Genomic DNA, 19,640 nt, shown 5'->3' on the forward strand with positions numbered 1-19,640 from the left:
AAATTAAATGGAAGATATCTTTTTACTCATTATTGTAGGTTTAATTATTATTGGTTTCGCCGTATTATTTACGTTTGTTCCAGTAATGCTTTGGATTTCTGCGTTAGCTGCAGGGGTTCGCGTTGGGATTTTCACTTTAGTAGGGATGAGGCTTCGTCGTGTAATTCCAGCCCGTGTTGTAAATCCGTTAATTAAAGCGGTAAAAGCAGGTCTAGAATTAAACATTAATCAACTAGAAGGACATTACTTAGCTGGTGGTAATGTTGACCGAGTGGTAAATGCGTTAATTGCTGCACAACGAGCAAACATAGACTTAAGTTTCGAGCGTGCTGCTGCCATTGACCTTGCCGGTCGTGACGTATTAGAAGCAGTACAAATGAGTGTTAATCCAAAGGTTATTGAAACACCATTTATTGCCGGTGTTGCAATGGATGGAATTGAAGTAAAAGCCAAAGCTCGTATTACTGTTCGTGCCAACATTGACCGCTTAGTCGGGGGTGCCGGTGAAGACACTGTTATTGCCCGTGTTGGTGAGGGAATCGTATCAACTATCGGTTCTGCTGGTAGCCACAAAAAAGTATTAGAAAATCCTGATTTAATCTCTCAAACAGTTCTAGCTAAAGGGTTAGATGCAGGAACGGCGTTTGAAATCTTATCGATCGATATTGCAGATATTGATATCGGTAAAAATATTGGTGCCGAGCTTCAAACTGACCAAGCGGAAGCTGACAAGAAAATCGCTCAAGCAAAAGCCGAAGAGCGTCGTGCAATGGCTGTAGCACAAGAGCAAGAGATGAAGGCAAGAGTAGAGGAAATGAGAGCTAAGGTTGTTGAAGCAGAAGCAGAAGTACCACTTGCGATGGCTGAAGCCCTACGTTCTGGTAATCTTGGAGTAATGGATTATATGAACATCCAAAATGTTATGGCTGATACAGACATGAGAGACTCAATCGGCAAAGCTACTGACGATGGAAAGAATAAATAATACTCTTTAATGTCATGACCATTATTGGCAAGTTGCAAGTTTTTCTATTGCAACATCTGAAAGGAGGAGAAAAATGAACCAACTCCTTGAATTATTATTTGCAAATCCTTTTCTACTCATCATAATCGTCGGTGCTATCTTTAGTTTCTTGAAGAGGGGGAGAGAGCAGGAAGCACAAAGGGAAACTAGAAGACCAAGTGCCCCAAAAGCTCATCCCGTTAGTGACGAGTCCTCACGTAATGAGGTTGATTGGCGTGAGATCTTCATGCAAGAAGAAGCTCAGCAGCCACCGACTAGAAAAGTGCAGCCCGTTCAATCATACTCTTATAATGAGTCTCCGTCGGTCTCGGAAGAGGTGCAAAGAAGAAACGAGCTTTTAGAAAAGTATGAAATAGCTAAGCGGAACAAGGAAGCTCAGAAACAAAAAGAGCTCAGCATAAAGGATTCTCCGGTTTATTCGGGTGATTTAACAGCTAATAAGAATAAGATCAATTTAGATTTTTCAAACCTCACAAAAGAAGATGCTATAAAAGGGGTCATCTGGTCAGAAATTCTTGGCAAGCCAAGAGCAAAAGGCTCCTACCGCCCTTCTTTAAATACAAGAAGAAAACAAGGCTAAGCGATACGCTTAGCCTTGTTTTTTCGTTTTTTGATCTAGTCTAATTTCGTAAAAACATGTCTTCCTTTTTCAATTCTCCGGTTTCAATTATTCTACATTCTACATTTTCCATTCTACATTTCAAAAAAGAGTGATACCCTCTCTATTTCTAACATAAAAATGATATGAAAGGGGGCTTCGTTACATTATGAGGAAGATAAACAAGATGGTCAGAAGATGGATGACAGATAAAATGGAACTTCCTGCAGATGTTATGATGGATCTTCCACGAATTACAATGATCGGCCAACTCCACATCTATATAGAAAATCATCGTGGTGTTCTTAAATTTTCCAATCAAGAGTTGCGACTATTGTTAGAACAGGGACAACTTTTAATAAAAGGAAACCACTTTGTAATAAAAACAATATTGCCTGAAGAACTTCTGTTAGAAGGTATTATTGATCAAGTAACTTACATAAATGAAAATCCGCAGAAAAAAAGGTAGCTAGGAGTGAAAGGGAATGAAGAATTCATGGACAAATACATTTGCAGGCTTTACAAGAATTAAAATTGTTGGAAAGTATACGGAGTTATTTTTAAACAGATGTATGAAAGAAGACATCTCCATTTGGCATATTCGCCGGGTGGGAGATGAAACCATTGTTTGCTATGTTTCATTGGAGGACGTAAAGAGATTACGTCCTATCGTAAAAAATACAAAAGTAAAGATTTACTTTATTGAAAGAAGGGGCATGCCGTTCTTCATAAGGAAGATGGTTTCTAGGAGCGGCTTTGTTGGTGGATTTTTAAGCTTTATCGCACTTTTATTTATTTTATCAAATATGGTATGGGGTATCTCTATCGATGGAGCAACTCCAAAGGTTGAACACCAGTTAGCTCAGGTTGTGAATGAGATGGGAATCAAAAAAGGGAAATTTCACTTTTTATTACCCAGTGTAGAAGAAATCCAAATGAAGGTAACTTCGGAAATTGAAGAGGCAACATGGATAGGGGTGACTTTGAATGGGACGACCTACCATTTTAATGTCGTTGAACAAACATTTCCTGAAAAGGAACCACCTGTATCGCCACGACATTTAGTATCAAAGAAAAAAGCAATCATTCATGATATATTTGTTGAACAAGGTCAAGGAAAGGTAGCACCAAACGATTTTGTGGATAAAGGTGCAATGTTGATAAGCGGTTTTATTGGTAAAGAAGGAAGAATGGAAATTGCACCTGCTAAAGGAAAGGTTTTTGGCGAAATTTGGTACAAGTCTAACGTGTCCATTCCCCTTGTCAGTGAATTCTCTACTTTGACTGGAGAGAAAAAAGCTTATTATTCACTATCGATATTTAATGTTTCTGTACCAATATGGGGGTTTAAAAAACCTGAGTTTGCCCAATATGAAATAAATGAGTACAGTAATAAGCTTCAATTTTTAAGGTGGTCATTACCAATTGAATATAATCGAAAGTATTTGTTAGAGAAGGAAACACTAATGAAAGAGTACAGTGTAGATGAAGCTAAAGATGTAGCAATTCTAATGGCGAGAGAAGAACTTATGAAGAAATTGGATCAAGATGCTGTTATTAAAGGGGAAAAAGTTTTGCGTGAAGCTATTACGAATGGTAAAGTAGAACTTATGATACACTACCAAGTAATAGAGGATATTGCACTTTCACAACCAATCATTCAAGGAGATTGATGAATATTGTCAGAGAAGCTTATCGATTTAAAAGTAGAAAAAGCAAATGAAATACAAAGCTTATTTGGGCCAAATGATGTCCATCTAAAAAGAATGGAAGAAAAATTAGACGTAGCAATAGTCACAAGAGGCGAAAAGATTCTTGTGACAGGAGACGAATCACAAATACTAATTGTTGTAGATGTCATTGATGCTCTTCTCACCTTAATTAGAAAAGGTACAAATATCTCCGAACGAGATATTATCTACGCAGTTCAATTAGCTGAACGTGGTATGCTTGAGGAACTACTTGAATTATATCAGGAAAAAATAGCTGTTAATGTTAAAGGAAAACCAATATTAGTAAAAACTTTAGGACAACGTCATTATGTTTCTGCGATAAAAAAACGTGATATAGTATTTGGAATTGGTCCAGCAGGAACAGGGAAAACGTATTTAGCTGTCGTTATGGCTGTGAATGCATTGAAGGATGGTCACGTAAAAAAAATCGTTCTGACGAGGCCTGCAGTTGAAGCTGGAGAAAGTTTAGGGTTTCTACCTGGGGACTTAAAAGAAAAGGTTGACCCTTACCTAAGACCTCTGTATGACGCGTTACATGATGTTTTAGGAACAGAGCAAACGGCTCGCTTAATGGAACGTAATACCATCGAGGTAGCGCCATTAGCTTATATGAGAGGAAGAACGTTAGATGACTCGTTTGTCATCCTTGATGAAGCACAGAATACGACATCAGAGCAAATAAAAATGTTTCTAACTAGATTAGGATTTGGTTCTAAGATGGTTATTACTGGCGACTTGACCCAAATTGATTTACCAAAAGGAAAAAAATCAGGGTTAAAAACTGCTCTTGAAGTATTAGAGATAGTAAATGGAATTGAATTTATTCATCTACAGGCTGCTGATGTAGTTCGTCATACATTAGTTCAAAAAGTAATCAATGCTTATGAAAAAGTAGAAAAAGAAGGGCTGTAGGTAAATATATCTACAAAAAACGGTAATGATCTTGTAACCTTCTTATGAAATGAATATTGTATACTAAATTGAGAATTAACAATGTTGTTAATTCTCGATTTTTCATTACGGACTTAATGAAAATCATTATCCTAATCCCATGTTTTATGTTAGCATTAAATTAAATTAGGAGAAATCGATAAAGGTAAGAGGTGAGAAAATGGGTAAAAGAGCGCCAATTGATCAACAACAGTGGTGGAAAAAGTTAAAAGACCACCGATACATAAGAGTGTCCCTGTTTGTTATTTTAGGAATTATCATGTATTTATCCATGATAAGTAATGTGATCCCAAATACTCTTAATGTTACTTTAGGATCTGTTGCTGAGCAAGATATTCGAGCACCTATCACAATCGAAAATAAGACTGCAACTGAAGAGAAAAAGCGAGTAGCAGCAGAAGCTGTTGGTCCTCAATATACAAATAAAAAGGACTTTGAAGAGAAACAAGCAAGAAAAATTAATGATATTTTTGATTTAGTGATAAGAATTAATGATGAGGCTGAGCAAAGATATAATGAAGCTTTAAATAAGGTAAGGGAAGAAGAATTTGAAACAGAGGAAGAGCTTGAAGAGAAACTTGAAGAAGTTCAACGAATTCCTCTAGATGAAAAATTAAATCAATTAAGATCTATCATTTCAAACCAAACAAGTGACGATTTATCAGATCAAGCTTTAATAATATTTTTAGAATCGGACAAGTCAGAGCTTCTTATTGCTAAAGAAATGACCTTAGATGCTATACGTACGGTAATGCGTGAAGAAATTCGCTTAAACGATGTTGATGAGGCCAAGGATCTGGTGGAAAAGAAAATTATTCCATCCACTGTAAGTAGTCACCAGCTTTATTTAGCAATGATTGAAATAGCCCGATTTGCTATTACAGCTAACTATATAAATGATACTGAAGCAACTGAGATTGCCAAACAAGCAGCTAGAGACGCTGTAGAGCCAGTGATGATCCGAGAAGGCCAACTTATTGTCGAAGAAGGAGAATTAATAACTTCTTCTATCTACAACCAACTAGTTCTCTTAGGGCTTCATGAAGACCAAGTGAATATACTGCCATTTATCGGTTTAGCTATTCTGGTCATTTTACTAGTTTCTATGTTAGCTTATTATATTACTGATGCAAAAACATCACTTCAAAAAAACAACAGCCATTTAGTGATGTATGTTTTAATATTCGCGGTTACTGCATTAATTATGAAGATTACGAGCTATACACATAACCTAAATATACAAGGAGTAACTTTAATTACCCCTGTAGCTGTTGGTTCAATGTTAATAAGCATGCTAATTCACCAACGGGTAGCTTTATTTACTAGTATGGTGTTTTCAATAATTGCTAGTATCATCTTTAACATAGAATCCCCAGGAGTACTAAATTATACTTTGGGTATTTATGTATTTTTCAGCTCAGTTGCTGGTGTTTTCTTCTTAAGTAAATCTAATCGTGTCTCGAGAATTTTACAAGCTGGTATTTTTGTTTCTGCAATTAATATTTGTACAATTGTGGCATTACTAATGTTAAAGAATGCTCAATATGGTTGGATAGAAATAGGTTCTAACATTGGCTTTGCTTTTCTATCAGGCTTCCTTGCAGCTGTATTAACGATTGGTCTATTGCCATTTTTTGAAGCTGGTTTTGGTATCCTGTCTTCTATGAAGTTAATTGAATTATCGAATCCAAACCATCCACTATTAAGAAAAATCCTAGTTGAGACACCTGGAACATATCATCATAGTGTAATTGTGGCAAATTTATCAGAGTCAGCCTGCGAAGCAATTGGGGCCAATGGCTTATTAGCTCGTGTTGGCTCATATTATCATGATTTAGGAAAAACCAAACGCCCTCATTTCTTTATTGAAAATCAAATGAAAATGGAAAATCCTCATGATAAATTATCACCGCAGTTAAGTAAAACGATAATTATCTCACATCCTTACGATGGAGCTGAGATGCTTAGAAACTATAAGATGCCTAAAGAAATTATTGATATAGCTGAGCAACATCATGGTACAACCTTGCTAAAGTTTTTCTATCATAAAGCAAATCAAGATGCTGAGCAGCCAATTCCTGAAAAAGAGTTTCGTTATCCGGGACCAAAAGCACAAACAATAGAAGCTGCTGTTGTTGGAATTTGCGATTGTATTGAAGCAGCGGTTAGATCGATGGCTAAACCAACTCCAGAAAAAATTGAAACATTAGTAAAGAAAATAATTACTGACCGGCTTGAAGACGGGCAATTTGACGAGTGTGACTTAACACTGAAACAATTGAACATTGTTGCAACATCTATATGTGAAACCTTACAAGGAACATTTCATTCAAGGATAGAGTATCCGGAAGATGTAAAAGAGAAAGGAGAAAAACCAAGTGAGCATTAATATCGATATCCACGATGAAACAGATGAACTCTCTTTGGCTCAGTTAGAACTGGTTGAAACACTTTTAAAGTACGTCGCTCGGGAAGAAAGAGTTACTGAGGGTTCAGAGATTTCTGTTACCTTTGTTACTAATGATAGGATACGTGAAATTAACAAAGAGTATCGTAATAAAGACACAGTAACCGATGTCATATCTTTTGCTTTAAATGATGATGAGAGTGATATAATCGATGAACTAATTCCAAATCTCCTAGGGGATATTATCGTTTCCTATTCAAGAATGGTTCAACAGGCAGAGGAATACGGTCACTCAGTCGAACGTGAGCTTGGGTTTCTTGTCGTTCATGGCTTCCTTCATCTCTTAGGGTATGATCATATGAACGAAGTAGAGGAAAAAGTGATGTTTAAACGCCAAGAGGAACTATTAGAGGCCTATGGACTTCAAAAATAGCTACGACCGTTATTGGAAGCGATTTACCTGTAGTTTTGCGTATGCTTGGTCAGGCTTATTGCATGCAATACGTCATGAGCAAAATATGAAAATACATCTACTTATTGCTATAATGATGCTTGGGTTAGCGTTTATATTAGGAATTTCTAATTACGAAAAACTGATCTTGTTACTGGTAATTGGGATTGTCATATCACTGGAAGTAGTAAATACAGCGATTGAGCGTGTCGTAGACCTTGTAACGAAAGAATATCATCCAATGGCCAAAGTAGCAAAAGATGTTTCGGCAGGCGCCGTTTTGGCATTTAGCATTTTTGCTGCAATCATTGGCATATTAATCTTTTATAAACCGATAATAGAGACAATCTCTACTTTTTTGTAGAATTTTCTAAATATATGGTGAGAGGGGGTTCTTCTCATGTGGAAAACGTTTCAAAAAAACATTATTACTGGTTTTATTACCCTTTTGCCAGCAATTGTTACCATTTATGTGATACAGTTATTGTTCTCACTTATTGATCGTTTTTTAGGACAATTTCTCTCGGATCTCTTAAAGGCATTACGGATTATTACAATTGATAGAGAGACCGATACCATATACTTTTTAGGTGTATATACACCTTTTTCAGAACGAATAGTCGGTATTGGTTTTATTCTAACTGTTTTGATTATAGCAGTCATTGGCTCATTAAGGAGAAAAGGGAAAAAACAGCACATATTTGAACGGGTAGACCTGTTTTTTCGGAAGGTACCTGTCGCAAACTATATCTATTCATCTGTTGAACAAATGATTAATGCATTTACACAAGAACGTTCCTCCTTCAAAAAGGTAGTTATGGTTGAATACCCACGTAAAGGTGTTTATACACTTGGATTTTTAACTGGAGAATCAAAAGGTGAAGTTCAACGTAGAACAAATCAGAATTGTATTAATGTGTTTTTACCGACGACCCCTAACCCAACCTCTGGCTGGTTAGTTTTGGTTCCCGAGGAAAACGTAACATTTCTAGATATGACAGTAGAGCAGGGACTAAAATTCATTATTACTGGTGGAGTTGTTGTTCCACCCGATAAGGCATCCTTGTTTGAAGAGAATGAAGGAAAGAGGCTTGAAGAACAATCTTTTAGGAAAGAATTAGTTGTAAAGGTTCATAAGAGAAAGGACGAATAAAGAATGGAACGAAGTCGCTTAATTGAAGAAGCAAAAATTGCCCGGGAAAGAGCGTATGTGCCGTATTCCAAATTTCAGGTTGGAGCAGCACTACTAACAAAAGATGGAAAAATATACCATGGATGTAATATTGAAAATGCAGCCTACAGTATGTGCAATTGCGCAGAAAGAACAGCCTTATTTAAAGCTTATTCTGATGGAGAAAAGGATTTTGATACATTATGTGTGGTTGCTGATACAAAACGCCCAGTGCCCCCTTGTGGTGCTTGTAGGCAAGTGATTGCAGAGCTCTGTGCGCCAGATATGAAAGTGATCTTAACAAATTTACAAGGTGATGTTGAAGAAACTACTGTAGAAAAACTGCTACCAGGGGCATTCTTACCGGAGGATTTACATGGATAAAACAAAAAAAGGTTATAAGTCAGGGTTTGTTTCAATTATCGGAAGACCAAATGTTGGGAAGTCAACATTGCTAAATAATGTCATAGGTCAAAAAATTGCGATTATGAGCGATAAGCCTCAGACGACAAGAAATAAAATCCAGGGAGTTTATACAGACAACGAATCTCAAATCATTTTTATCGATACACCTGGTATACATAAACCGAAGCATAAATTAGGCGATTTTATGATGAAAATTGCCTATCAAACATTAAGAGAAGTTGATATAGTATTGTTTGTTGTCGATGCTAAGGAAGGCTTTGGTGGTGGGGACCAGTATATCATTGAACAATTAGAATCGGTCCGTACACCTGTCTTTTTAGTAATTAACAAAATCGATTTAATTCATCCTGACAAGCTGCTAGAATTTATTGACCAATACCGTACAAAGTTTGATTTCGCCGAAATCGTACCTATTTCGGCATTACAAGGAAATAACGTAAATACATTAAAAGAACAAATTATTGAATACTTAACTGAAGGACCTCAGTATTACCCTGCAGACCAGGTAACAGATCACCCCGAGAGGTTTATTGTGTCGGAATTAATTCGTGAGAAAGTGCTTCATCTAACTCGCGAAGAAATTCCTCATTCAATAGCTGTTGGGATAGAACAGATGAAACAACGAGAAGGTGGTACCGTATATATCGGGGCAACGATTGTTGTAGAAAGAAGCTCACAAAAAGGGATAATAATTGGTAAGCAAGGGGCAATGCTTAGAGAAGTAGGAAAGCTTGCCAGAGGAGATATAGAGAAATTACTTGGATCGAAGATATTTCTAGAATTATGGGTAAAAGTCCAAAAAGATTGGCGAAACAAGCCAGGATTTTTAAGAGATTTCGGCTTTAGTGAAGATGAGTATTAAATATACCGATAAAATGAAAAACAATGGCTGTTTTACGCTGTTGTTTTTTGTTTTATAAATAAGATAAAATGGATTTAGTGTAACGTTAAGATAAATGTTTGTGGAAGTAGGTCAAAATCTGCTTTATAAGGATTTTCTGTTACACAAATAAAAATTAGTAAATTTTCCTTAACATGTTTTTTGCAAATAAGGTCACTCTAATTGTTATAGCGAGGTCTAGGATAGCTTTAATTATAATGGGATAAAGTTACGAAAGATCCAAGTGAAATCAGGTTTCTCGAAAAAAAGAAAGGGTGGATTGTCTTATGATAGATTTTTCCTGGAAGGTATTTTCGATGACAGGTAACGTCGACACTTACTTAATTATGAAGGAAATTGAAAGAGACACTACGCAATCGTTAGAGGAGTTCACAGAGAAGCTAGATGAAATAGACGCTCCTACAAATTGATCTTGTTTGCCATTATTCTATGGCGGCGCGGTGATCAAGAATGCTTCAAAAAGTAGAGGGAATTGTTATTCGTACCACTGATTATGGTGAAGCGAATAAAATATTAACATTGTATACGAGAGAATTAGGGAAAATTGGAGTGATGGCTCGCGGGGCAAAACGTCCGAAGAGCCGTCTTTCTTCAATTTCTCAACTGTTTACCCATGGTCACTATGTGTTTCAAAGAACATCAGGTCTCGGGGTGTTAAATCAAGGAGAGATGGTTATGTCTTTTCGTGATTTAAGGGCAGACATATTCTTAACAGCCTATGCTGCTTATATTGTCGAGCTATTAGACAGATTAACTGAACAACACGAGATAAATCCGTATCTATATGAACTACTTTATCAGACATTGCATTATATAGATGAGGGCCAAGATTATGAAATATTAACTAGAATATTTGAAGTGAAAATGCTAAGGGTTGCGGGTATTGGTTTACATGTTGATGGCTGTGCTCATTGTGGAGCTTCTGAGGGAGAGTTTTCTTTTTCAATAAAGGAAGGTGGATTTTTATGCCATCGTTGTTGGCATGTAGATGAAAGAAACCTGAAAATACAGCCGAACACAGCAAAGTTGTTAAGACTCTTTTATCACTTTGACTTGAATAGGTTAGGGTCGATTTCAGTGAAACCAGAGACAAAAGAGGAATTAAAAACAATCCTTGAGGCATACTTTGATGAATACTCTGGTCTTCATTTAAAAAGTAAACGATTTTTAAGCCAACTTGATAAAATGAAAATGGAGTAATATTTATAAGATATCTTTTTTCCAAACGGGATATCTTTTTTATTTTGACACATCAAAATAACAGATTATCTTTGAAAAATGAGTATTATAGTATATAATTATCGAAAAAGCATAACACATTTTATAGCTGAAAAACACGAATTACATAGAAGGTAAACACATGAAGGGTTTTCAAAATACATAAGAGTGTTATGGAGGCGGTGAGAACAATCGAATTAAATAAACGACAAGAACTAATTTTACAAATTGTAAAGGATAACGGCCCAATTACAGGGGAGCAGATTGCGGAAAAGTTATCTTTGACTAGAGCCACCTTAAGGCCTGATTTAGCCATTTTAACGATGGCAGGCTATTTAGATGCAAGACCAAGGGTAGGTTACTTCTATACAGGAAAGAGTGGTACTCAGCTACTTGCAGAGCGAATAATGAAGATAACCGTTCAGCAATATCAATCAATCCCTGTAGTCGTTAAAGATTCTTCATCGGTGTACGATGCTATTTGTACCATGTTTTTAGAGGACGTTGGGACATTATTTGTAGTTGATCAAGCCTCTGCTTTGGTGGGAGTATTATCTAGAAAAGACCTTCTTAGAGCAAGTATAGGTAAACAAATGCTCGAAACTATACCAGTAAGTATCATTATGACGAGAATGCCTAATATCACGTTCTGTTTTAAGGAAGATTTAATAATTGATGTAGCAAAGAAATTAATTGAAAAGCAAATAGATGCTTTGCCTGTTGTAAAAAGTGGCGAAGGGCTAAAATACGAAGTGGTCGGTCGAATTACAAAGACAAATATCACGAAAGCAATTGTTGACTTAGCAAATGATGAGCTTTTGTAAAAGGAAGAAATAGAGGAGAAAAATCACATTTTGAATACTTTTAACCTTATATTCAAAATATGAAATTGGAGGTAAGAATGCAGTTAATTAATCATCCAATTGTCTACGTAGTTTCTGACTCTGTTGGAGAAACGGCAGAGTTAGTAGTCAAAGCAGCTGCTAGTCAATTTAACCATTCGACGATAGATATAAGAAGAATTCCTTATGTAGAGGACTATGAAACAATAGAAGAAGTTGTGACGCTAGCTCAAGAAGTTAATGCAATTATTGCGTTCACATTAGTTATTCCAGATAAAAAACAGTATCTAATTGATCAAGCTGAAAAAGCTGGTGTAACTACAGTAGATATCATAGGTCCTATGATGAATAAAATACAGGATTTAACTAAAAAGGAGCCAAGATACGAACCTGGTCTAGTCCATAAGTTAGATGAAGACTACTTTAGAAAAGTAGAAGCGATTGAATTCGCTGTAAAATATGATGATGGTCGAGATCCGAGAGGTATTTTAAGAGCCGATGTCGTGTTAGTGGGTGTTTCAAGGACCTCCAAAACACCACTTTCTCAATATTTGGCCCATAAACGTTTAAAAGTAGCGAATGTTCCACTTGTTCCTGAAGTAGAGCCGCCGGCTGAACTTTTTTCAATTTCACCTAAAAAATGTGTTGGTTTAACGATTAGTCCGGAAAAGTTAAATGATATTCGAGCTGAGCGACTAAAAGCACTCGGGTTAAAGGCTGAAGCTAATTATGCAAATATGGAGCGTATTAAGTTAGAATTAGAATACGCAGAAAAGATTATGACTAAAATTGGCTGTCCAGTGATAAATGTTTCAAATAAAGCAGTGGAAGAAACTGCAAATTTAATTTGGAATATGTTTAACGGAAAATAAGTTTCAAAGCACATAGATCATTGATCTCTGTGTTTTTTTCTTGTTTATAAAACTTCTATAGAAAATTGCGACTATTTAAGAATATGCAATATTATAGATAAATTTTAAAATAATATGGCTAGAATGGTAAAAATGGCTTATAATGAAATATTGTGATCAAAAAAATGCATATTTTTTAAATGGAACAAATAAATTAAAAAAGTCAAGACTTAATATATTTTTTTTGGTAATGATAGTAAGGGAGATCTTTACTATTTTTATCGATGAACAAAAGAAGGATTTCTTTACGAGATGTAGAATAGTCAATTATGCATACTCGTGAACAGACTGTTTATGTTGATGCGGATGCTTGTCCTGTTAAGGATTAGATAGAAGCACTATGTTATTAGTTCAAAACAAATTTAGTTTACGTAGCGTCATATGCCCATTCAATTAGTAAAAATCATGGGTACAAAGTAGTAATGGTTGATTTTCGCCCTGAAGAAGTTGATTTATATATTGTTAACCATGCCAAACGGGGAGATATTGTTGTCACTCAAGATCACGGTTTAGCTTCTTTGTTATTACCAAAAGGAATAAAAGTAATATCACCTAGAGATAGGTTGATGAATTACAGGCATTTAGGTAAGCTCCAAAGAAAAGCTGGCATGGGACAAAAGGTCCTAGTAAATTTACAAATGAAGATATTTTAAAATTTGTAAAGGAATTCGAAAAAATATTGTCACACAAAGAAGGAATTTAGCAAAAAAACTCGAATTAATATACTCCGACCTCTTTATTATGAGCGAGTGAGAATGGTGTGAATGAAATGGGAAGTAGAATTTCTGAAGAAAAAATCGAAAAGATAAGAAATTCTGTAGACATTGTTGACGTAATTGGTGAATATGTTCAATTAAAGAAACAAGGCCGAAACTTAATTGGTTTATGTCCGTTTCATGGGGAAAATACACCTAGTTTTTCGGTCTCACCTGAAAAACAGCTATATCATTGCTTTGGTTGTGGTGCAGGTGGTAATGCTTTTTCATTTGTTATGGCTATTGAGGGGTATGAATTTATTGACTCTGTAAAGCATTTAGCATCTAGAGTTAATATTGATATGCCTGAATTAGAACAAAATGATAAAGCAAATGTGTCGAATGATCTTACAGCTATGATTGCAGGAAATGAATTAGCAGCTAAGCTTTATCATCATCTGTTAACAAATACTGATCAGGGGAAAGAAGCCTTAGAATACTTGTTAAAACGAGGTTTTACCCGAGAAAATATTCAGGATTTTTCGATTGGATTTGCTCCAGATTCGTGGGATACATTGACTCAATTTTTACAAAGGAGAAACGTCCCACTAAATTTTATGGAACAAATCGGGTTGCTTTCCAAACGAGAATTTGATGGTAAGTTATTCGACAGATTTCGAAATCGTGTCATGTTCCCTATTTGGAATAAGGACGGAAAAATCATCGGTTTTGGGGGCAGAGTTTTAGGGAATGAGCAACCTAAGTACCTAAATAGTTCAGAATCGAAATTATTTAATAAAAGTCAGATCCTGTACGGCCTGCACCTAGCTCGACCTGACATTCGTAAGAAAAACGAAGCTGTTCTTTTTGAAGGTTATGTTGATGTTATTTCTGCTTGGAAGGCAGGGGTGCGTAATGGTGTAGCAACCTTAGGTACAGCGATAACAAATGAGCAAGCTAAACTTATACGCAGAAATGCTGAAACCGTTATAGTCTGCTACGACTCTGATAATGCAGGACTTAAAGCTACATATCGTGCCATTCAAATACTCGAGGAAAACAATTGTTTCGTTAAGGTTGCTAAACTTCCGGAGGGTTATGATCCAGATGAGTTTATTCAAAAGAATGGTTCAGAGAAGTTTCGAGTCGAGGTTATCGGGGGAAGTATGACAACAATGGCATTTAAGATGAGTTACCTTCGCAAAGGAAGGAACCTTCAAAATGAGGCCGAACGTATGCAGTACATAGAGGATGTACTCACTGAGATTACAACCTTATCGAAATCCATAGAAAGAGATCATTATATTAGACAATTGGCTGAAGAATTTTCACTTTCTTTAGATGCGTTAAAGCAAGAACTTTTTCGTCTCCACAAATTAAAGAATAAGCAAAGTAATAGCCAGGAAATGCACGAAGTAAAAAAATTCAAACCAAATCTTACTGTACAGAAACGTCTCCTTCCAGCATTTCATAATGCAGAAAGGATGCTCTTGGCCCATATGATTAAGGACGTCAATATTGCCATTCAGGTTCAAGAGAAAATTGGTGGAAACTTTAATATTGATGAATATCAATCAATTGTTGCTTATCTTTATGCGTATTATGCAGACGGAAATGAACCAAACTCTAGTCAGTTTATCCATAGGTTGCCTGATGAAAAATTATCAAGAATTGCAACTGAAATTGCGATGATGACAGTTAGTGATGATTTGTCGGAGCAAGAGTTGAATGATTACTTTAAGCTAATCACAAACTATCCCAAGACCGTTCTAATTGAAGAAAAAGAAAAAGAACGGCAAGATGCTGAGCAGAGAGAAGACTATGCACTAGCCGCTAGGATAGCGATGGAAATCATCCAATTAAAAAAGGAATTAAAGCACTAATGCTTTTATTATAAATAAAAAAAAGATATTTGTTCTAATACTAGCAACAATCGTTGTTTTGATATGGAAAAGCTTGTAGTTGAACTATCGGAAGGAGGGGGTCGTATGGCAGATAAACCGGTTCGCCCAGTGGCTGAAGGAGAAATGTCAATCGATCAAGTGAAGGAACAATTAGTAGAGCTCGGAAAAAAACGAGGTGTACTTTCGTATGCCGAAATAACAGAAAAACTATCTGGTTTCGAACAAGATTCGGATCAAATGGACGAGTTCTTTGAATATTTAGGTGACCAAGGGATTGAGGTTCTAAATGAGTCCGATGATATGCCAAACCTTCAGGACGTAGCAAAGGAAGAAGAAGAATTCGATTTAAATGATTTAAGCGTTCCACCAGGAATTAAAATTAATGACCCGGTTCGCATGTATTTAAAAGAGATTGGCCGAGTTCCGTTACTTTCTGCAGAGAATGAAATTGAGTTAGCTAAAAAGATTGAAACTGGTGATGAGGAAGCAAAACGTCGACTAGCAGAAGCAAACCTACGACTTGTCGTAAGTATTGCCAAGCGTTATGTTGGTAGAGGAATGTTATTCCTCGATTTAATTCAAGAAGGTAACATGGGTTTAATTAAAGCAGTTGAAAAATTCGACTATGAAAAAGGCTACAAATTTAGTACTTATGCTACATGGTGGATTAGGCAGGCCATTACAAGGGCAATTGCAGACCAAGCAAGAACGATACGTATTCCTGTACACATGGTTGAGACAATAAATAAATTAATCCGTGTCCAACGTCAGTTACTGCAAGACTTAGGGCGTGAACCAACACCAGAAGAAGTATCTGCAGAAATGGATTTAACACCTGAAAAAGTTAGAGAGATTTTAAAAATTGCTCAAGAACCCGTTTCCCTAGAAACACCAATTGGTGAAGAGGACGACTCTCATCTTGGTGACTTTATTGAAGACCAAGAAGCTTTAGCCCCTTCTGATGCAGCAGCTTACGAGCTTCTAAAAGAACAACTTGAAGACGTTTTAGACACTTTAACAGATAGAGAAGAAAATGTACTTCGTTTACGTTTTGGTCTTGATGATGGTCGCACAAGAACACTAGAAGAAGTAGGAAAAGTGTTCGGTGTAACTCGTGAGCGTATTCGCCAAATAGAAGCGAAGGCACTACGTAAACTTCGTCATCCTAGCAGAAGCAAACGTCTTAAAGATTTCTTAGAATAAGAAGGGTAGGTTTACTTTGTCTGTGGCGAAGTAAACCTTTTTCTTTGTTTGACACAATATGACATCGGCATATAAGCTTTAACAAAGCTGAAACGTGTTAGAATAAAGTCATATGTTTAAGGAGCCCAAAAATGGATCGCAAGAAAATTATTATTAATGAAATAAAATATTGGAAAAAATGTCGACTCTTACCAGATCATTACTGTAATTTCCTTCTATCTTTATATACAGAAGGTGACCAGCCGGAGGAAATCAACGAGAAACAAACAATGCGACCTTTTAAATTAATGCCATTTCTAATGACAATTTTTGTATTAGCATTATTTGGATTAACATTTCTTGTAATTTATTTTACTGACTTTTCTTCATTTTTGCAAACTGCAGTCGTAATTTTTTTAAGTATTATTATCCTCTTACTATCTATACAAATGAAGCATTACGATTCTCGCCTTGTTCATTTATATATCCTTATTGCTGCATTAATGATTTTTATTGCGACAATCCATGTAACTAATGCATTTTTTCCTGAGCAGCCTGAGGCTATTTTAGGAGCTGTAATGCTTACATGTTTTATTTGGCTTGTTATTGGGAAAAAATATAATTTGAAATATTTTCTTTTATCAGGCGCACTTGGAATTATAATTGCTATTTACTTTTTTCTACGATAGTAGTTAGTAAATTAGTGAAGCTATGTTACTAGAATGATTAGGATATAACTATAAGTATGGTGTTAATGTGAACAAATTAAGGAAATATAACAATTTTTATGCTTTTCCCTTTTCTAGTAAGCATTTTTCGAGTAAAATAACATTAGTTTGAAAAAATGGTCTTATAAAAAGATAATAATATTGAAGGAGTGGCAGTATGAGAGGAAAACCTTTATATGGATATGCTGCAGTTGCAGTTGTTGGTTTAACCCTTATGTTAGTTTTATCCTTTGTTGGTGTAAACCAAAAGGATGCTAGACTAGCTTTAGAAGGTGGAGAAGGTGGGCAACCAGCTCAAGAGACTGTTGATACAACAGATCCAATGGCATTAGGTGAGCAAACATACAAAACAACATGTATTGGATGTCATGGTGGGAACTTTGATGGGCCGATGGGTAATCTACAAGGTTTAGCTGACAGACATACAAAAGAAGATATTGTTAATATCATTCTTCAAGGTGGTGGCACAGACTACCCAGGAATGCCTGCTGGCTTAGTCGATGCTGAAAAAGCAGCTGCAATCGCTGAATACTTACTAGAAGCAACAAAATAACAGATAGAAGGATTGTTTTTCAACAGTCCTTCTTTTTTATTGTTTCATTTGCATAGTCTGAAATAAAAGATTAAGATTAAATTGATACTACATAAAAAATTTAGGTGAGCATATATGAATGAAGATAATTTATCAAAACGTTTAACCCTAGTAGCTGAACAAATACCATCAGGAAGTAGGTTAGCTGATATTGGCTCAGACCATGCCTATTTGCCATGTTTTGCATTGAGACGGGGCTTAGTTAGTTCTGCAATTGCAGGCGAAGTTAATGAGGGTCCTTTTCAGTCTGCAGTAGAACAAGTAAAAAAATTAAATTATGAAGATAAAATTTACGTAAAGAAAGGAAATGGACTAGAGGTTATTTCGGCTGGAGAAGTTGATGTTATAACAATTGCTGGAATGGGTGGACCTTTAATTGCTTCGATATTAAATAATGGTAAAGATAAACTAGAAGGTGTGAAGAGACTAGTTTTACAGCCAAACGTAGCAGCCAATCAAATTCGAGTTTGGTTAGAAGCTAATGATTGGCTTCTTATAAACGAGCTAATCCTTGAAGAAGACGGAATTATATATGAGATACTTGTCGCTGAGAGAACAGGTCCTAACCCATATCATGAACAAGACTACCAAACTGAACTATTACTCGGTCCATTTCTAATGAAAGAAAAGAATGACGCTTTTAAGAAAAAATGGACGAATGAGGTTGGTGAATGGAAAAAAATCCTTTCGCAATTTGAAAAAGCAAAGCAAACCGAAGAAGTTCTTATTAAAAAACAGGATTTAATAGAGAGAATTACACGAGTCGAGGAGGTAATCCAATGACAAGGCTTGCCAATGGAAATACAATTATTCAAGCATTTGAAGGATGGTCCCCTAAATCATTAGCGGTAGAGGGAGATAAAGTTGGGCTTCAAATTGGAACTTTGAATAAGCCAATTAGGAAGGTTATGGTCGTTCTAGATTTATTAGATAGTGTAGTTGAGGAAGCGATAAAAGAGAGCGTGGATTTAATAATTGCGCACCATCCAATTATTTTCCGACCTTTAAAAGCTATCCAGACTGATCGCCCCTACGGTAAAATTGTTGAAAAACTTATTAAGCATGACATAGCTGTATATGCAGCACACACCAATTTAGACGTAGCCAAAGGCGGCGTAAATGATTTAATGGCTCAGAAACTGGGTTTAGAAAGCCTAGAAGTGTTAGCACCAACAACAGAAGTTAAACTTAAGAAACTAGCAGTTTTTGTCCCAAGAGAATATGCAACAGTTGTTCGTGAAGCATTAGCGAAAAGTGGTGCAGGTCATATTGGAAATTACAGTCATTGTACATATAACTCTGAAGGCGAAGGAACTTTTAAACCTGAGACAGGGTCAGATCCTTTTATCGGAAAGACCGGGAGCATTGAAACTGTTCAAGAGATAAAGATTGAAACGATTTTCCCAGTTAATCTTCAAAATAAAGTTATTTCTGCATTAGTAAAAGCTCATCCTTACGAAGAGGTAGCGTATGATATTTATCCATTAGATAATAAGGGTGAACAATTAGGCTTAGGTAGAGTTGGATATCTTAACAAGGAACTAACACTTAAGGAATTTGCCCAATTCGTGAAAAAAGCCTTTGAGGTTGATGGAGTAAGAGTTGTAGGTGACCTAAACCGTTCGGTTAAGAAAGTTGCGGTATTGGGAGGGGATGGTAATAAATATGTATCTAGCGCTATTTTTAAAGGGGCAGATGTATTTGTTACTGGTGATATGTATTACCATGTAGCCCACGATGCAATGATGGATGGTCTAATGATTGTAGATCCAGGACATAATGTCGAAAAAATAATGAAAGAAGCTGTACAAAACTTTCTTCTAACATTCTTAGCTGAACAAAAGTACGATACTGAGGTTGTCTACTCTACTCTTAATACTGATCCTTTTACATTTTTATAAAGGGC

General features: G+C 36.0%; 22 protein-coding genes. All 22 read left to right on the forward strand.

The window, feature by feature from the left end:
- Window positions 1–7 precede the first annotated feature (7 nt).
- Window positions 8–985 (forward strand): flotillin-like protein FloA, encoded by a 978-nt coding sequence (gene floA, locus DS745_RS14220; protein WP_129078910.1) that lies wholly within the window; start codon window positions 8–10, stop codon window positions 983–985.
- Window positions 986–1,058: 73 nt separating this feature from the next.
- Window positions 1,059–1,604, forward strand: coding sequence for a hypothetical protein (locus DS745_RS14225; RefSeq protein WP_129078911.1), 546 nt, complete (start codon window positions 1,059–1,061; stop codon window positions 1,602–1,604).
- Between the two features lie 187 nt (window positions 1,605–1,791).
- Window positions 1,792–2,091, forward strand: coding sequence for a sporulation protein YqfC (gene yqfC, locus DS745_RS14230; protein WP_196121271.1), 300 nt, complete (start codon window positions 1,792–1,794; stop codon window positions 2,089–2,091).
- A gap of 16 nt (window positions 2,092–2,107) precedes the next feature.
- Complete coding sequence (yqfD, locus tag DS745_RS14235; RefSeq protein WP_129078913.1) at window positions 2,108–3,295, forward strand: sporulation protein YqfD; 1,188 nt, start codon at window positions 2,108–2,110, stop codon at window positions 3,293–3,295.
- Between the two features lie 6 nt (window positions 3,296–3,301).
- Window positions 3,302–4,267 (forward strand): PhoH family protein, encoded by a 966-nt coding sequence (locus DS745_RS14240; RefSeq protein ID WP_129078914.1) that lies wholly within the window; start codon window positions 3,302–3,304, stop codon window positions 4,265–4,267.
- A 199-nt stretch (window positions 4,268–4,466) separates the two neighbouring features.
- The gene (locus DS745_RS14245) at window positions 4,467–6,695 is read left to right on the forward strand and encodes an HD family phosphohydrolase (protein ID WP_129078915.1); all 2,229 of its coding nucleotides are present in this window, start codon (window positions 4,467–4,469) and stop codon (window positions 6,693–6,695) included.
- Complete coding sequence (gene ybeY / locus DS745_RS14250) at window positions 6,685–7,146, forward strand: rRNA maturation RNase YbeY (protein ID WP_129078916.1); 462 nt, start codon at window positions 6,685–6,687, stop codon at window positions 7,144–7,146. The genes DS745_RS14245 and ybeY overlap by 11 nt, the downstream gene beginning before the upstream one ends.
- Complete coding sequence (locus DS745_RS14255) at window positions 7,130–7,528, forward strand: diacylglycerol kinase family protein (RefSeq protein ID WP_129078917.1); 399 nt, start codon at window positions 7,130–7,132, stop codon at window positions 7,526–7,528. The genes ybeY and DS745_RS14255 overlap by 17 nt, the downstream gene beginning before the upstream one ends.
- A gap of 36 nt (window positions 7,529–7,564) precedes the next feature.
- Window positions 7,565–8,317 (forward strand): DUF502 domain-containing protein, encoded by a 753-nt coding sequence (locus DS745_RS14260; RefSeq protein ID WP_129078918.1) that lies wholly within the window; start codon window positions 7,565–7,567, stop codon window positions 8,315–8,317.
- A gap of 3 nt (window positions 8,318–8,320) precedes the next feature.
- Window positions 8,321–8,719, forward strand: a complete 399-nt coding sequence (locus DS745_RS14265) for a cytidine deaminase (protein ID WP_129078919.1) — start codon at window positions 8,321–8,323, stop codon at window positions 8,717–8,719.
- A complete protein-coding gene (era, locus tag DS745_RS14270; RefSeq protein WP_129078920.1) occupies window positions 8,712–9,623 on the forward strand; it encodes a GTPase Era in 912 nt (303 codons plus the stop codon). The genes DS745_RS14265 and era overlap by 8 nt, the downstream gene beginning before the upstream one ends.
- Window positions 9,624–9,928: 305 nt before the next feature.
- Complete coding sequence (locus DS745_RS14275; protein ID WP_129078921.1) at window positions 9,929–10,072, forward strand: YqzL family protein; 144 nt, start codon at window positions 9,929–9,931, stop codon at window positions 10,070–10,072.
- Window positions 10,073–10,112: 40 nt separating this feature from the next.
- Complete coding sequence (recO, locus tag DS745_RS14280) at window positions 10,113–10,862, forward strand: DNA repair protein RecO (RefSeq protein ID WP_129078922.1); 750 nt, start codon at window positions 10,113–10,115, stop codon at window positions 10,860–10,862.
- Window positions 10,863–11,053: 191 nt separating this feature from the next.
- Window positions 11,054–11,704 carry a transcriptional regulator CcpN gene (gene ccpN / locus DS745_RS14285; RefSeq protein WP_129078923.1) on the forward strand — a complete coding sequence of 217 codons (651 nt, stop codon included), beginning with the start codon at window positions 11,054–11,056 and terminating at the stop codon, window positions 11,702–11,704.
- 77 nt (window positions 11,705–11,781) lie between these two features.
- Entirely contained in the window at window positions 11,782–12,594 is an 813-nt protein-coding gene (locus tag DS745_RS14290; protein WP_196121273.1) for a pyruvate, water dikinase regulatory protein, read from the forward strand.
- A 431-nt stretch (window positions 12,595–13,025) separates the two neighbouring features.
- Window positions 13,026–13,286, forward strand: a complete 261-nt coding sequence (locus tag DS745_RS25185; protein ID WP_241657838.1) for a DUF188 domain-containing protein — start codon at window positions 13,026–13,028, stop codon at window positions 13,284–13,286.
- Window positions 13,287–13,402: 116 nt separating this feature from the next.
- Window positions 13,403–15,211, forward strand: coding sequence for a DNA primase (gene dnaG / locus DS745_RS14300; protein ID WP_129078924.1), 1,809 nt, complete (start codon window positions 13,403–13,405; stop codon window positions 15,209–15,211).
- Between the two features lie 105 nt (window positions 15,212–15,316).
- Complete coding sequence (gene rpoD / locus DS745_RS14305) at window positions 15,317–16,435, forward strand: RNA polymerase sigma factor RpoD (protein WP_129078925.1); 1,119 nt, start codon at window positions 15,317–15,319, stop codon at window positions 16,433–16,435.
- 131 nt (window positions 16,436–16,566) lie between these two features.
- Complete coding sequence (locus tag DS745_RS14310; protein ID WP_129078926.1) at window positions 16,567–17,103, forward strand: hypothetical protein; 537 nt, start codon at window positions 16,567–16,569, stop codon at window positions 17,101–17,103.
- 196 nt (window positions 17,104–17,299) lie between these two features.
- Window positions 17,300–17,695: a c-type cytochrome gene (locus DS745_RS14315; RefSeq protein ID WP_129078927.1), complete on the forward strand. Its 396-nt coding sequence runs from the start codon at window positions 17,300–17,302 to the stop codon at window positions 17,693–17,695.
- Between the two features lie 114 nt (window positions 17,696–17,809).
- Complete coding sequence (locus tag DS745_RS14320; RefSeq protein WP_129078928.1) at window positions 17,810–18,517, forward strand: tRNA (adenine(22)-N(1))-methyltransferase; 708 nt, start codon at window positions 17,810–17,812, stop codon at window positions 18,515–18,517.
- On the forward strand, window positions 18,514–19,635 hold the full coding sequence (locus tag DS745_RS14325) for a Nif3-like dinuclear metal center hexameric protein (RefSeq protein WP_129078929.1): 1,122 nt from the start codon (window positions 18,514–18,516) through the stop codon (window positions 19,633–19,635). Before DS745_RS14320 ends, DS745_RS14325 begins: the two co-directional genes overlap by 4 nt.
- Window positions 19,636–19,640 lie beyond the last annotated feature (5 nt).

Origin of the sequence: Anaerobacillus alkaliphilus (assembly GCF_004116265.1) — a bacterium.
Classification (GTDB): Bacteria; Bacillota; Bacilli; order Bacillales; family Anaerobacillaceae; genus Anaerobacillus; species Anaerobacillus alkaliphilus.

Excerpts from the sequence above, each read along its gene's own strand:
- floA (WP_129078910.1), top strand. The coding sequence starts at position 8 with ATGGAAGATATCTTTTTACTCATTATTGTAGGTTTAATTATTATTGGT.
- DS745_RS14225 (WP_129078911.1), top strand. The coding sequence starts at position 1,059 with ATGAACCAACTCCTTGAATTATTATTTGCAAATCCTTTTCTACTCATC.
- yqfC (WP_196121271.1), top strand. The coding sequence starts at position 1,792 with ATGAGGAAGATAAACAAGATGGTCAGAAGATGGATGACAGATAAAATG.
- yqfD (WP_129078913.1), top strand. The coding sequence starts at position 2,108 with ATGAAGAATTCATGGACAAATACATTTGCAGGCTTTACAAGAATTAAA.
- DS745_RS14245 (WP_129078915.1), top strand. The coding sequence starts at position 4,467 with ATGGGTAAAAGAGCGCCAATTGATCAACAACAGTGGTGGAAAAAGTTA.
- DS745_RS14255 (WP_129078917.1), top strand. The coding sequence starts at position 7,130 with ATGGACTTCAAAAATAGCTACGACCGTTATTGGAAGCGATTTACCTGT.
- DS745_RS14260 (WP_129078918.1), top strand. The coding sequence starts at position 7,565 with ATGTGGAAAACGTTTCAAAAAAACATTATTACTGGTTTTATTACCCTT.
- DS745_RS14265 (WP_129078919.1), top strand. The coding sequence starts at position 8,321 with ATGGAACGAAGTCGCTTAATTGAAGAAGCAAAAATTGCCCGGGAAAGA.
- era (WP_129078920.1), top strand. The coding sequence starts at position 8,712 with ATGGATAAAACAAAAAAAGGTTATAAGTCAGGGTTTGTTTCAATTATC.
- DS745_RS14275 (WP_129078921.1), top strand. The coding sequence starts at position 9,929 with ATGATAGATTTTTCCTGGAAGGTATTTTCGATGACAGGTAACGTCGAC.
- recO (WP_129078922.1), top strand. The coding sequence starts at position 10,113 with ATGCTTCAAAAAGTAGAGGGAATTGTTATTCGTACCACTGATTATGGT.
- ccpN (WP_129078923.1), top strand. The coding sequence starts at position 11,054 with ATGGAGGCGGTGAGAACAATCGAATTAAATAAACGACAAGAACTAATT.
- DS745_RS14290 (WP_196121273.1), top strand. The coding sequence starts at position 11,782 with ATGCAGTTAATTAATCATCCAATTGTCTACGTAGTTTCTGACTCTGTT.
- dnaG (WP_129078924.1), top strand. The coding sequence starts at position 13,403 with ATGGGAAGTAGAATTTCTGAAGAAAAAATCGAAAAGATAAGAAATTCT.
- rpoD (WP_129078925.1), top strand. The coding sequence starts at position 15,317 with ATGGCAGATAAACCGGTTCGCCCAGTGGCTGAAGGAGAAATGTCAATC.
- DS745_RS14310 (WP_129078926.1), top strand. The coding sequence starts at position 16,567 with ATGGATCGCAAGAAAATTATTATTAATGAAATAAAATATTGGAAAAAA.
- DS745_RS14315 (WP_129078927.1), top strand. The coding sequence starts at position 17,300 with ATGAGAGGAAAACCTTTATATGGATATGCTGCAGTTGCAGTTGTTGGT.
- DS745_RS14320 (WP_129078928.1), top strand. The coding sequence starts at position 17,810 with ATGAATGAAGATAATTTATCAAAACGTTTAACCCTAGTAGCTGAACAA.
- DS745_RS14325 (WP_129078929.1), top strand. The coding sequence starts at position 18,514 with ATGACAAGGCTTGCCAATGGAAATACAATTATTCAAGCATTTGAAGGA.